Raw genomic sequence first — 13,695 nt, 5'->3', positions numbered from 1 at the left:
ATGAAACGAGTAGAAAGACCAAAAATACAGCAATTATCAACGGGTGAGCAATTTCATTTAGTTGATATGAAGCTTTTCGAAGTAATAGAAGGTAAGAACGAACCATCATCTATTCGTTTTGAAGTTCCAGACACAAAGAATAATAAGAGAGTTTATGAATATGTAGAAGATAGAAATCTCCTTATCTTCGAAGGTCAATACTACATTATTTTACTTAATCATCAAGATGAACTTGGATTCAAAGATTGTGATGCGATTCAAATTGGTGCTGAATTATCTAGACAAACACAAGAAAAGAAGGTTACAGGATATTTTTCTATAGAAGAAGCATTATCACATACGTTCCAAGATAGTAACTTCAAATACATCAATCGCTGCTCAAATAAAAATCAATTGCAGTTTGATAATTTTGGTGGCGAATCTCGTATGAAAATGATTCATAAGGTATTGGATAGATTTGATATTGAATGTATCTATGACAATATGACTGTTATCTTTGCGGATAGAATCGGTAAAACGACAGACAAGTTATATAAGTTCGGTTATAACGTAAATGCTATTAAGAAAACTACAGACGATAGTAATTGTTCATTTTCCGTTCTGCTACTTGGCCATACTCCTTCTCAAGAAGAAGGTGGTGGCAAACAGTTTACGTATTATTATGAATCGCCATTAAAATATAAAATGCCAGAGCTTATCAGATATAGACAAGCTGAAAATATTGAAGACGACCGCATTAAAGATAACGAAACAGCGAAAAGACGTTGTCAAGAAGTTATAAATGATATTCCTATTGTTTCTATCACTGTAGATCATAAAGAAGCTAATTTTGACGATTCGAATGAGCCAAAGGTTGGAGATAAAGCCATTCTTCAACATCATAAGTACAATATGGATTTTGATGTACGTGTAGTAAAGCGTACTCGTTATCCATACGAGCAGACTCCAAATAATTATGAGTTTAGTAATAAACGAGATGAACTTATTGACCGTACTGAAGAACAAAAGAAATGGACGGCTGATATTCTTTCTGTAGTAAAAGAATTAGATCAAATGCTATTAGAGGAATCAAATAGCTATACGGACCGAATCAATGCAATAACAGAAGAAAAAGCTGTTAAAGCAAAGGAAGAAAGTGAAGCGGCGAAGAAACTTGCTGAGCTTGTAAAAGAAAACCAAAAGAACTTTCAAACTACAATTATTAAAAGTAATATAGCACCAGATCAAAACTTAGAGACCGGAAAGTCCTTGTGGCTTAATACAAGTGAATATCCAAATATGCTCTATCTATGGTCCGGTACAGAATGGACTAAGATTGGTGTGAATGCACCAGAGGAAATTGGTGCTGTTACGAAAGTTAACTTTGAAGAAACAACAAACAGCATTAAACAAAGTGTTGAAACTGTAGAAAAAACACAGACAGCACAGGGAGAACAACTTAAACAGGCACAGTCTACGCTTGAAACACAAGCAGAAGCGATAAAAGCAAAGGTAACAATTACCGAAGTAGGCAACTATGTAAGCAGCGTGGGTATGAGTAACTTAATTAGAAACTCATTATTAAAAACTGATTCAAGCCACTGGTCATTAGCACCTAGTGTTTCACGAGATACAGCTGTTATGTATAACGGTGCTTATAGTATAAAAACAGATCAAAGTGGTTTAACGGCCGATAGTTGGCGCGGTGCTATTAGTGAAAGAGTTCCAGCGGTTTCCGGAGAAGATTTTGTTGCGTCTGGTTGGTTTATGACGGATGACAAAACCAAAATTGATAAAGGATTAAGATTAGAAATAGAATTTTTCAATGCTTCTGGTACAAGAATATTAGCTCCTAATGTTGATTTAATGCCATTAGAAAATAATGTTTGGAAATTTGCATATGGAACATTTAAGGCACCAGTAGGAACAGTATCAGTTGATGCTAGGTTCTATGCAATACGAAATGGCCGACTATGGTCATCTAAAATGATGCTACAGCGTGGAACAAAGCCATCTGAGTTTACTGAGAATGCAGCTGATATTGCTGGTAAAGATGAGTTATTAAGTCAAATTGCTGAAAAGGTAGCAACAGCTGATTACAACAAGAAAGTAGAACAAATTGATAGAGATATAACAGCTAACAAGGAAGGTATCACTCTTGCGGCCAAAAAGACAGAAGTGTATACACGAGTAGAGTCTGATGATAAATATGCTACAGGTGCTTATGTGAAAGAAATGGAAGCACGTATCAGTGTGAACGAGCAAAGCATCTTACAAACTGTTAAAGTTGGCAATGTAATTTCAAGCATTAACCAAACAGCAGAACAAATTCAGATAGAAGCAAAACATATAAATTTAATCGGAGCCGTTACAGCAGAAAGTATTGCTGGTAAGCTACTCGAAGGTATTACTATTAGAGCAAAAGATCCAAATGATAATAATAACTTTACAGAGATGTCGAACGGGCGACTTTTTACACAAGGTTTTCAAACTCCAGCTTCCTGGAATCAGTATTCAAAGAAAGTTGTTACAGGTTTAGAAAAGGGACTTTTTTATAGTAGGGGTTATAAAGAGGACGGTTCACAAGGAAATTCTGTAGACATTGCATCATGGGGATTGAACCTTAACAATGGTAATGATAAAGCAACATACGGAGCGTCGCTATTTACTATATTGGACACAGGCCAATATAAATCTGTTACAGCTAAATCTTACGATGAAACTCAGGGATGGAGACCAGCGTTTAAGCTTGATAACCCTCAAAATGCAGAAATTGCGGGGATAACGTCAAATAAAATTTATTTTAATAAAGTTGGTAACTATCAAAATCAATGGGTTACCGATGGTAATGTTTCATATATGACTCTATACAGATCAATGATCTATTGTGACGACGGATGGAATGGATATTTACAAATCAAGTCTGGTGCTGGTAATGCTTATAATGGTCTTGTCGTAACTGAGGTTAAAACTACATCTCAACGAAAGATGAAGACGTATATAAAAGATTTGCAGGTTGATGCCCTTCAAAGTGTTTTAGATTTAAAAATTAAAGAATACTATTTCAAAAATGATATATCTAAGTTGTATGAAATGCGTGAACAGAGAGAAGAAGGACAACAACCATATACATTGAAAGATATCCCAAAACGATATGGATTTATAGTTGATGATTGCCCTTTACCATTTACTGATGAGCAACGTAACGGTGCCAATCTATACAGTTCTTTATCAGTTACAATAAAAGGTTTTCAGCAATATGTAGGTAAAACAGATGATAGATTAAATCAAATAGAAAAGGTGATTATTGATGAAAATAACAGCAAACGCAGAACTTTACGCAAAAGTGGTGGAAGAACAACTAAACTCTGCTACCCAAGAGAAAAACATTTATTTGGCTCGCGTAATCGAACTAGAAGCAGAAAATCAAAAGTTACGTGAAGAAAACGAGAAGTTGAAACCAAAGCCTACTAATAAGTAAGGCTTTTTTTATTTGAAAGGAGGTGATGACTTGGAACAACCAAAACACGAGGAATTCCGTGAATTACTAGTAGGATTGACAAGGGTGGAAACAAAACTTGATCTACTAGGTAATGTAAAAGATATCGCAATTGAAGCGCAACAGTCAGCTAAAAGTGCTCATATGCGTATAGATAGATTGGACAAACTAGTTTTTTGGTTAGGAACAACAGTAATTGGTGCAGTTATTGTAGGTGCTATAACAGCTTTATTTAAATTTGGAGGAAAGTAGGAGATTATATGACAAAAGAAAATATTTTAAAACGTTTGAGCAACTGGAAAACATGGGTTGCTCTTTTTTCATTGGTTGGATTTTTATTAACTAAATTTGGACTTACTGAAGCGAAATCATTTGTTGATGAGCTATTACCTTACTTATTTACACTTGGTGTTGCACTTGGTATTTGGACAGATCACGAGGAAAAAGGAGATGTTGAGTAATGGGAAACATCATTGACATTTCAAAATACAATGACTCTATTAATTGGGACGTAGCTGCTCAAAATATCGATTTAGCTATTTGCCGTGTACAATATGGTTCAAATAAAGTAGACAAGCTATATAAACAGCATGTTGAAAATCTAGAAGCGCGTGGGATTCCTCACGCTGCTTATGCTTATGGATGCTATATATCTGTAAATGATGCAATTACTGAAGCTGATGATTTCATGAACCGTGTTAGTTCGAATGCTAAATTCTTAGTTTTAGATGTCGAGGATGATACTCTATCTAGTTGCGGTGGCGAAGAACTTGCTCGTGCATCTCAGGCGTTCATTGATCGTTGTAAAGCTGCAGGATGGAAAGTAGGATTCTATGTATCTCATCATATGTATAGCCAGTATGGTTTACAAAATGTAAAAGCTGATTTCCTATGGATACCACGCTATGGGAAAAAACCAGCTTATGCATGCGATATTTGGCAATATGCTGATAATGCAACAGGAGGTTATGTAGAAGGTGTTGGAAATTGTGATGTAAATCGTTTGATTGGGGACAAACCTCTTGAATGGTTTATTAATGAGTCTCATCAAGAAGTACAAGTTTCTGATAATGCAGAAGTACTAGGTTACCTAACAACAACTGCTGATGTCGCTAACATTCGTAGAGAACCAAATGTAGATGCTGATATAATGCGAACAGCAGTTAAAGGACAAGGGCATACGTACTATGAATGGCACCATGATGGTGAACATTTCTGGTACCGTGTCGCACCAGACAATTGGATGCGTGATGACGTTGCATCTATTAATAAAGACGGAAAAAATAAAGGTGTCGTTTGGGTAAATGGTGCTGATATCAACCTTCGAAAAGGTGCAAGTACTGGTGATGAAGTAATTAACAAGATTACAAAAGCATCTGCCTACGATGTGCATTACCGTTATGAAAATTGGATTTACGTAACAGGTGAATGCGTTGAAGGTTGGATGTACTTCGATGAGTCATATGTACATTGGATTAGATAATACAGACCAAGCTCTTAACGGGCTTGGTTATTTTTTAATAAAAAATAAAAATGAGGCGGTGTTAATATGAATTATTTGATTGAATTGGATAGATGGGGTATTACAAAAGGAATTCCTGCAAAACCATACAACGATGATGCATACTACCTAGCAGACGCAAATATTCAAGGCATAAATAACGCAATTCAATACGCTAAAGATAATAACTATACAAATGTTGTCTTGCCTGCTGGTGAATATGCTATTTGTTATCCTAGACCCATTCAAATGTTAAATAGTGTTAATTTTTGTATGCCATTTAGTAAGTTAAAAGTTATATATGACTCAGACAGAAAGAGCCCATTTGATAGCAGAACAGGGACAGACTACTACAACTTTAAAGGTATTTCCGTCTCTTTTGCAAAAACGGAACACGCTAAACTTATAGGTGGTGAGATAGAAGGTTGTCGAGTTGATCGCAGCTTTTCTAATCCAAAAGAGGTAGCTTTTGAGCACTCATATGGAGTTGTATTTAAAGATAGCGCTGTATTTAATCAACTTGAGCACTGTAAAGTTCACGACTACATTGGTGACAATATATCTTTCCAATCAACTGGGTTCTTCCCTTATACGGAATTCGATGAAGGGTGTACTGTAGAGTCTCTTGATTATAAGACAGGATTACCTATTCCAGTTACATCTCCTAAGACACTTATCACAAAAGCATTGCCTATTCAGTTTGATGGGCAGAAGACTACTGAGTTTATGTTTGTTGGAGGAACTGGATATGCACGGCTGACAAGTTTGACTAATAAGTTTTTTGATGTATTCTTTTATGATAAAGACGGAAAGTTTTTAGGAGCTCATAAGAAGCGTAGGATCTATAGTGATATTGAGATTCCCCAATTTGCTACAAAGTATCGCTTCCAGTTTCTTGATGAATCAATGCCCCGTCAGCATGGATTAACAGTTCACTTTGGAAGAATACCTTCTCATAATGTAATAACTCAATGTGAAATATATGGAGGACATCGTGGAGGTGTTACCTTAGGAGGAAGTCATAATACACTTTATAAGAATGTTATTCGTTCAAATGGTAAAGGACTTGCTAACTTCCTTGATGGTAAGCCAATGTTTAATGACTCTACAAGGTATGGAATCAATATGGAAGATTCATATGGTTCTAAATGTGTGATTGACGACAATGAGATTTATGACTGCTTCCTTGGCATACTAGTAGGTTGCTATGATGTTGAAATAACTAGGAACCATATACATGATACAGACTTTAATGCTATTAACTTATACGCTTGCTCACATGTCAAAATTACTCATAACTATTTGTACAACAATATGAACAATGTAGGTCTACAAGCTCCACAGTTTTACTTCCCGTATGTGGAGATACACGAGAATACTTTCGATGGTGGTAAATTAAACTTTCCAGCTACAGCAAATTATAGAGTAGATATTAAAAATAATCAGTTTATAAACCCAGAAAGTGTCATATTAAATGATAACTGTACAATGTCAGACTGTCATTTTGTTTACAATACAACAGTAAACGCTACTGCTGTGACTGCTAACAAATTAAAAGATTGTTCATTTAATTCATCTCAACAGATTATCTTACGTGAGTTAATTATTAAATCTCCAGAGATAGAAAATTGTACGTTCGAAAACTTACGTGTTCGCTTTGAAGGACAGAGTAATAAAGTATCTTCAAATGTTAAAATTACTACTCCTAAGTTTAAAGCTTGTGAGATTAGAAATCACAACTTTGGAGCTCCTGTATATGTTGATGTACTTGATGGTAAACTTATAGATACTATTGCTGAAGTTGGGATTACCAATGTAGATGGAATTAATCCATACACTAGATTGTATAATTGTCAGATTGATATCATAAGTAGCGGTATTAAGTATCTATTTATCTCTGATAATACGAAACAGTTTACAACTCATATAGCTGAAAAGTGTAAAATAACTATATCAAATCCTTCATTTGATGCAATACTAAATGGTGGATTTGCTGCACAGTCAAATGAAATAATTTTACAAAACAATGACATAACATTCGTCGGAACAACTCCTCTCACTCTTAAATACTACAAAAACGCCGCTCACATTAAAAACTTTGTATTAGACGATAAAAACACATTCACAAATATTAATAAACCTGTATAAAAAAATAGAGCCGGCTCTTTTGAGTCGGCTAGTTTTCTAATGCACATTGTAAAAACTTAATTTCTCTTTCCAAGAATTCGGTTTCAAGTTCGCAAGCAACTACGCTTCCTTTATACAATCCTTCTCCAAAGCTGTTTTTCTCATATGATTTCATTTTTTCCTCAAAATGATTCTTCATGTTCGTTATGTATTCCAAACGCTCCTTCATATCTCCTAGTACCTTTTCAATGTACTGTCTTTCCATATTCATGTTATTCCATCTCCTTTTGCTTCTTATTAGGGAACCATATATTTATTGCGTCTACACTGATAATCCATTCTTTACGTTTGCCTCCTGGTTTAATGTGGTACTTCAAATATCCTCTTTCAATCATATCACCAACAGAAACAGCGTCATTTATTTTATCTTGCAAGTAATTCTTTAATGTTGTTTCAGCAATATTCCAACGTGCAGCTGCTTCGCTTGGAGACATATATTTATCTATTTCTTTCATGATATCTCCTTTCATAATAATTAACTTTATATATTTATTATAGTCTTATAAGACTATAAACACAACCATAAAATTGGAAGTTCATTTAATTTGCGTTCGACAAAATAAAAACTGGCCATAAGCCAGCTACATCCAAAAATCATCAAAATCTACACCATATCCTTTTTTCTTTAATGCTTTAATTATCCTCTGTCCGTTACTCATGGATGGTTTATATTCATTAGAACGTGAAATCCTGCTTATTGTATTTTGATTTACTCCGCTCCATTCCCTCAAATCTGTTTGTGATATTTCGTTTCGCTTTAAAAATTTACCGAACTTTGACATTGGTTTACCTAGTCCAAACACTTCAAACACTCCTGTTCATCTATGCTTTGTTACTTTCAGTTTCACCAATGCATGATTTTTTTAAACAAAAGTGTTAATAATGTACAAACCGTACTGAATACGATTTATCATACTAAACAAATTTCGATTCACAGTTCCAATCTAATAGCCTTTTAAGACTTCATTTCATCTATTCCGAATAGAATGCGTTCACAGAACAGCACTTCAGACATCGCGAGATTACTATTTTCAATGATTCATAGCTGCTTTTCTTTCTTCTAATCTTTAGGGACTATTCTTTCAGAATACAAAAATGAGAGGTGGTGTTACTGATGATATTCGAGTTGGTCAGTTCTGCTGCAGTTGGTGGGGTAATTATTTTCTCAAAAATGTATCAAAATGGAGCAACAAATGATGCATCGAAAATCCAACGTATTTGTGCAAACTGCGGTTTAAAGGTGAAAGAGGGAAAAGATACACGGACTATACAACTGCTTCGTAAAACAAGACATGATTGGGGTGTAGAGTACGCATATCGAATTCCTCTTGGCCTTATTTTCTCCGATTTTGAGCAAAAAATACAACATTTAGAGGATGGCTTGAATCATAAGAGTAAAGTTTATGATTTCAAACTATCAGACTTCAAATCTTTGCGACTAACAAAAGATATTTTAAAACAAATACAAAACATCATATCGAAGAAAAAACTCATTAGAAAGGAAATAGATCTGTCTTACGATGGTTTATTGAAAATACGAGTTTATGAGAAAGGGATTCCTGAATATGTGAAGTTTGAAGAGGAAATGTTAAAACAATGCAAAGGATGGGAAGTACCAATAGGATACACACGTGATGGATTAGTAAAACATGACTTTGATAAGATTGCACACATGATTTCAGCAGGGATGACAGATATGGGGAAATCGAATGTATTAAAGTTAATAATTACCTCTCTTGTACGAAATCAGTCAGGTAATACAAAACTATTCCTCGTTGATTTAAAAGGCGGTCTATCTTTCAACCGATACAGATTCCTAAATCAGGTCGAATCAATTGCGAAAAATCCTACTGAATCCTTAGATGTTCTAAGAGAATTACAAAATAAGTTGAATGAAAGAAACGAATACTTACTAGAAAACGGATATGAAGATATAAAAGAAGCCGGGGATCCAACGAGATACTTTGTAATTGTAGATGAAGCAGCCGATATAGCGCCATATCAAGAGTGCCAAGACATTATTGTTGATATCGGAAGACGCGGCCGGGCGGCTGGATTTAGATTGCTGTATGCGACCCAATATCCAACAAATAGCGCTATGCCGTCACAACTACGTCAAAATATTGGTGCTCGTGTGTGTTTTAGACTTCAAACGGAAGCAGGGAGCCGTGCTGTCTTGGACGAAGGCGGGGCAGAAAGTCTACCCAACATAAAGGGAAGGGCTATATATCAAACAAATGAAAAGAAGGTCCTACAAACCGTATACATCGATAATAAACAGATTGATAATATCATACGTCCGCATATCAACATAAGAGCAAGAAAGGAGCATGAAGATGCAAAAGTTAGCAATGAAGGAGCAGAGAATAGACAACATACTCTTATCATTGAAGAGACTAGGCTTTCTTAGTAGAAAGCAAATCCAAGTGTTACATGAATTGGGTGGAGACAGAAACGCCTCCCGTGTTATGAAAGAGCTTGGAGAATATGTATCTAGCTTTAGGGACAATGAAAATGTGTATTATCTCAATAAAGAAGGTCGTGAACGTGTTGGCTGTAAAAAGGTACTCAAACGATCTAATCAATTCCGCCACTATATTATGAGAAATGATATTTTAATCGCATACGGATGCCCTCAAACTTGGAAACAGGAAGTTAAAATGAATGTTCAAGGTATCGCAAGTATTATTGCTGATGCTCTATTCACAGAAGAAGGAAGGTATCACATTGTAGAAATAGACCACGAACAAAAGATGAGTGCAAACCGTTTGAAGATGGAGAAATACAGAAAACTTATTGACTGTCATGTATTTGAGAAACCACCTAAATTTATCTGGTACACAACAACCGAGTACAGAAGACAGCAGTTGCAGAAACTGTGTGAGGGATTAGACTGCAACATATTTACGGTTACTGATTTCCATTAAAATTAAGGAGATGGTTCATATGGCAACTGAGACAATGAGCATCAAAGATTTTATGGATGGTAACTATGGAGCAAAGAAAAAGTGGAGCTTGTTCAAAAAGAAAGCAAAAAAATACGCACCTGTCGCAGTGCGAGTAAGTTTGGTAATCGGTAGTGCTATTATATTTAGCAATATTATAGATATTACACATGTGTTTGCTGCAACTGATGGTACAGATGTAAATGATGTATTTAAAGATGTACAGTCAAACGATGGAAAGGTGAAAAACTATATAGATGGTCAACTGTATAACCGTATTGTTAATGCTTTTGAACCGGTTATCTTTCTTATCAAAGCTGTTTCGTATCCTATAGCATCAGTTGTAGCGTTATGCGGTGGATTGTTCATTATGGTTGGGAGCCAGGAACGAGGGTTCTCGCTTATCTCCCGTGCTGGAATCGGTTATATAGTTGTCCAAATGATTCCGTTATTTATGCGATTGCTTGTAGAGATTGCAAAAGCGATATAAAACTAAAAAAATATAACAAAAATACCAATTTATTCATTAATTCAATTGACTTGAGTCAACTTTAGGTGTATAATAAGAGTATAAAGACAAGGAGGTGAACAAAGTGGATTGGGTGGTAATCTTAGGTTCCATAACAGCATTCGTAACTATTTACTCACAACTATCTTCCGGAATTAAAAACACCTTAGACATTTACTACAAAGTAAAGGAAGAAAAAGAAAAGAGTCGCTCCCGCCAAGAAGCCGACTCCGAATAACACAACAGGGGAGGGAAACCTCCCTTGTACCTAAGATTATTATAACACATTCCACTATATCTTATGAAAAAAATCATTTTCAGCAACATACCGATCGTTGTTATTTTAGGGTTCATTCTGTATCAAATTAATTATAACAGTTTACGGACATTAGATTATGTATACATCACACTTTGTACACTTGCATTTATGGCGATGATTTTCAACTTAATAACAACCTATATCAAGGAGAAAAAAGATGTATAAATTCGAAACAAAGGAAGAATTAATTGAGTTTATCAATAACGAAATTCTAAACACAACAGAAGCCTTGGATATTCTAGGGTGTTCAAGGCAGAATTTAAACATGATGATAAAAAAAGAAAAAATAACACCTATTAAAGAAATGGTTCGAGATCGTCTATTCTTTAAAGAAGATATATTGAAAAGTAAAGAGCAAATGAGAAAGTGAAAAGCAGCTAAATAAACCGCTGCTTTTTTTATTTGCAGGAAATTATAAATCATTATTGAATACTGTCACTAGGGGGTGCAACGCTATGACGGATGTAATTATCTATACTGCTAATGATGTATACAAACGATTAGAAGTAAGTGATAGTACATTAAGAAAGTACACGGAAGTGTTGCAACGAGAAGGATATACAGTAAAGAAGAATAAGCGTGGTAGAAGAGAATATACAGAGCATGACGTTATGGTGATTGAGAAATTGATTGAGCTGAGTAAGCATGACGGTATGACGCTTGAAAAAGCAGCAAAACTTATTGTGCAGAAATTAGAGAACTTTAATCAAAACACAAATACAGAAGAAACACAAGAAACCGATTTAATACCATTTCATATTCAGCAGCAGTTACAGCAACAGTATAGCGTTATGGCAAAAGAAATGAATCAGAGTATGTTAGAGATGGAAAAGCGGTTAAGCGGGCAGGCAGAGCAGAGAAACAAGGAAATCAAAGAGAGTATAGAACAACATAATGAACGAGTAGAAAAACGATTAGAAGCACGAGACGATAATCTTATGAAAACATTACGTGAGATTCAAGAAACAAAGCGATTAATGCAGGAATATCATGAAGAGGTTGCAGCAGCAAAAGAGAAGAAAAAGCCGTGGTGGAAGTTCTGGTGATGGTTTGTGCCATGAGCAATAAAAGCAGGAGTATTTGTTTTTCCTGCTTAAAATAAAAAGATACATTTATCTAAAGATACAAAGATAAAAGGATAAAAAGATACAAAGATACATGAAGGAAAGCTATAAGGATTGGTTTTCCTCATAGCTACTTGTTATTAGATGTAATGTTTTTTAGAATTCGTTGTTCTCTTTCAGTTAAATTATTAGCGATATAAAACTCTAAAATTTCATCAATAAATTCATAATTCTTCATGCTCTTCATTGTACAAATTGTTTTAATTTTACTGAATGATTCTGGTGTTACTTTTATGTTCTTTCTATCTTGAGATGTTAAAGATTTCTTTTTTTGAATGTTATTATTAGTACTTTGAACATTTCTTTCTGTATTAGCAGATTGTGCTATCTTCGGTTCTTGTGGTGTTTCCCTTTTGATTAAAGCCACTTATGTCAATCCCCTTTCCCAACTTAGTAAGTTTGTTATCTACGAAATACTTAGGTGTATATCTATATCCAGGTTCAATATCTCCGTCAGTCTCAAAAAGGTGAATTCTTTCTTCTAATTCACAGAAAATATCACAGAATAAAGCTAGCATTCTCTTGTCATGATGATCTTCAAATTGTAATCCAATTCGTGGATACCATTCTAAACGCGCGTGATTGTTAATAATCGTAGTAAATACATTTTCTTCACCAAAAGTAGCGATTGTACTTTTAACGATTTCTTTGTGTAAAGCACGTTTTTGTTGCAGTAATACAGGAAGTACTCCAGCAACTTGCATCTTTACAAGTGATCCAAAATCATCAACTAATGTTTGGATGTATTCAAAGATTAAACGTTGACTTCCTTCATATGAAAATTGTTGAGTTTCTTGAACAACAATAATATAGTCACTTGCTACCATCGCATTATCCACTTTTAAATCTGTTGAAGGTGGAATATCGATAAATATGTAATCGTAGTTATACTTGATTTTTTCTAGCAATCTAGAAAGGTAAAAAGTTCTGTCCTCAATCGTATTGAAATTTTCGATTAAGAAGTCAGTGTACTTCCTCATATCATATCCGCATGGGATCATATCTAGATTTTCATGCAGCTGCACAATACCTTCTGATAAGTCTCCATCTTCAAGACACTTCATTAATGTCTTTTGCATTTCAGTAATATTAAATGATTTCGCTAAGAATGTTGTACCGTTCCCTTGAAGGTCAGTATCAATAAATAAAACTTTCTTATTAAAGATTAAAGAAGCCACAAGAGATTCCATACACGAATCAGTTGTTTTTCCAACTCCACCTTTTTGTTGGGCATTGATTATTACGCATCCTTTTCTCACAGGAATCACTCCTTTTAAAAATGTAATATAATTGTAACAAAGGATAAATGTATCTTTTTATCTTTTTACTCTTGAGTCGATGATAACACGAGCTTGTACAAAAAGTAAAAGGGTAAATGTATCTTTTTTTATGTTTAATAGATTTTCATTGTTTTTTGTGTACAGAGCATTTGATTGAAACCTTGTAAAATCAACATTAATTGATGTATCTTTTTATCTTTGTATCTTTCTATCTTTGTATCTAAAGATACTCAACATTTATGAATGTATCTTTTTATCTAAGGATAAATGTATCTTTTTATCTTTGTATCTTTTTATCCTTCTTTTAATCTGGTTAGATGTAATTAATCCATTTGTAGAGGCATTTACAAAGA

16 protein-coding genes are annotated in these 13,695 nt (G+C 34.5%); 11 read left to right on the top strand and 5 right to left on the bottom strand.

Features of this window, described 5'->3' with window-relative positions; genetic code table 11:
• The 5 genes from MR076_RS22875 (at position 1) to MR076_RS22855 (ending at position 7,127) form a co-directional block, all read left to right on the top strand.
• Positions 1 to 3,420: a prophage endopeptidase tail family protein gene (locus MR076_RS22875; protein WP_242224456.1), complete on the top strand. Its 3,420-nt coding sequence runs from the start codon at positions 1 to 3 to the stop codon at positions 3,418 to 3,420.
• A gap of 70 nt (positions 3,421 to 3,490) precedes the next feature.
• Positions 3,491 to 3,730 (top strand): hemolysin XhlA family protein, encoded by a 240-nt coding sequence (locus tag MR076_RS22870; RefSeq protein WP_242224454.1) that lies wholly within the window; start codon positions 3,491 to 3,493, stop codon positions 3,728 to 3,730.
• An 8-nt stretch (positions 3,731 to 3,738) separates the two neighbouring features.
• Positions 3,739 to 3,939: a hypothetical protein gene (locus MR076_RS22865; protein WP_242224452.1), complete on the top strand. Its 201-nt coding sequence runs from the start codon at positions 3,739 to 3,741 to the stop codon at positions 3,937 to 3,939.
• A complete protein-coding gene (locus tag MR076_RS22860; protein WP_242224450.1) occupies positions 3,939 to 4,961 on the top strand; it encodes a GH25 family lysozyme in 1,023 nt (340 codons plus the stop codon). Before MR076_RS22865 ends, MR076_RS22860 begins: the two co-directional genes overlap by 1 nt.
• 66 nt (positions 4,962 to 5,027) lie before the next feature.
• Entirely contained in the window at positions 5,028 to 7,127 is a 2,100-nt protein-coding gene (locus tag MR076_RS22855; protein ID WP_242224448.1) for a right-handed parallel beta-helix repeat-containing protein, read from the top strand.
• A 28-nt stretch (positions 7,128 to 7,155) separates the two neighbouring features.
• Here the strand turns inward: MR076_RS22855 and MR076_RS22850 are convergent, their stop codons facing one another.
• The 3 genes from MR076_RS22850 to MR076_RS22840 all read right to left on the bottom strand — a co-directional run bounded on the left by MR076_RS22850 (position 7,156) and on the right by MR076_RS22840 (position 7,969).
• Complete coding sequence (locus MR076_RS22850; protein ID WP_242224446.1) at positions 7,156 to 7,377, bottom strand: hypothetical protein; 222 nt, start codon at positions 7,375 to 7,377, stop codon at positions 7,156 to 7,158.
• A 1-nt stretch (position 7,378) separates the two neighbouring features.
• On the bottom strand, positions 7,379 to 7,621 hold the full coding sequence (locus MR076_RS22845) for a helix-turn-helix domain-containing protein (protein ID WP_242224444.1): 243 nt from the start codon (positions 7,619 to 7,621) through the stop codon (positions 7,379 to 7,381).
• Between the two features lie 126 nt (positions 7,622 to 7,747).
• Positions 7,748 to 7,969 carry a helix-turn-helix domain-containing protein gene (locus MR076_RS22840; RefSeq protein ID WP_242224443.1) on the bottom strand — a complete coding sequence of 74 codons (222 nt, stop codon included), beginning with the start codon at positions 7,967 to 7,969 and terminating at the stop codon, positions 7,748 to 7,750.
• Between the two features lie 311 nt (positions 7,970 to 8,280).
• On the opposite strand from MR076_RS22840, the gene MR076_RS22835 reads away from it, so the two are divergent.
• The 6 genes from MR076_RS22835 (at position 8,281) to MR076_RS22810 (ending at position 11,984) form a co-directional block, all read left to right on the top strand.
• Positions 8,281 to 9,576, top strand: a complete 1,296-nt coding sequence (locus tag MR076_RS22835) for an FtsK/SpoIIIE domain-containing protein (RefSeq protein WP_242224442.1) — start codon at positions 8,281 to 8,283, stop codon at positions 9,574 to 9,576.
• A complete protein-coding gene (locus tag MR076_RS22830; RefSeq protein ID WP_313897360.1) occupies positions 9,518 to 10,093 on the top strand; it encodes a replication-relaxation family protein in 576 nt (191 codons plus the stop codon). The genes MR076_RS22835 and MR076_RS22830 overlap by 59 nt, the downstream gene beginning before the upstream one ends.
• 19 nt (positions 10,094 to 10,112) lie before the next feature.
• Positions 10,113 to 10,601: a hypothetical protein gene (locus MR076_RS22825; RefSeq protein WP_242224440.1), complete on the top strand. Its 489-nt coding sequence runs from the start codon at positions 10,113 to 10,115 to the stop codon at positions 10,599 to 10,601.
• Between the two features lie 103 nt (positions 10,602 to 10,704).
• The gene (locus MR076_RS22820; RefSeq protein WP_242224439.1) at positions 10,705 to 10,857 is read left to right on the top strand and encodes a hypothetical protein; all 153 of its coding nucleotides are present in this window, start codon (positions 10,705 to 10,707) and stop codon (positions 10,855 to 10,857) included.
• 238 nt (positions 10,858 to 11,095) lie between these two features.
• Complete coding sequence (locus MR076_RS22815) at positions 11,096 to 11,308, top strand: helix-turn-helix domain-containing protein (RefSeq protein ID WP_242224438.1); 213 nt, start codon at positions 11,096 to 11,098, stop codon at positions 11,306 to 11,308.
• Positions 11,309 to 11,393: 85 nt separating this feature from the next.
• The gene (locus MR076_RS22810; RefSeq protein WP_242224437.1) at positions 11,394 to 11,984 is read left to right on the top strand and encodes a DUF3967 domain-containing protein; all 591 of its coding nucleotides are present in this window, start codon (positions 11,394 to 11,396) and stop codon (positions 11,982 to 11,984) included.
• 148 nt (positions 11,985 to 12,132) lie between these two features.
• On the opposite strand, the gene MR076_RS22805 is transcribed toward MR076_RS22810, so the two are convergent.
• Together MR076_RS22805 and prgP are read right to left on the bottom strand one after the other, a co-directional pair.
• Positions 12,133 to 12,429, bottom strand: a complete 297-nt coding sequence (locus MR076_RS22805; protein ID WP_242224436.1) for a hypothetical protein — start codon at positions 12,427 to 12,429, stop codon at positions 12,133 to 12,135.
• Positions 12,374 to 13,321 carry a ParA superfamily DNA segregation protein PrgP gene (prgP, locus tag MR076_RS22800; RefSeq protein ID WP_242224435.1) on the bottom strand — a complete coding sequence of 316 codons (948 nt, stop codon included), beginning with the start codon at positions 13,319 to 13,321 and terminating at the stop codon, positions 12,374 to 12,376. Before prgP ends, MR076_RS22805 begins: the two co-directional genes overlap by 56 nt.
• Positions 13,322 to 13,695: the final 374 nt, after the last annotated feature.

Source organism: Bacillus cereus group sp. BfR-BA-01380 (assembly GCF_022663535.1).
GTDB lineage: Bacteria > Bacillota > Bacilli > Bacillales > Bacillaceae_G > Bacillus_A > Bacillus_A cereus_BB.
Note: the sequence above shows the minus strand (reverse complement) of the source record. Positions and strands in the feature narration are given on the sequence as shown.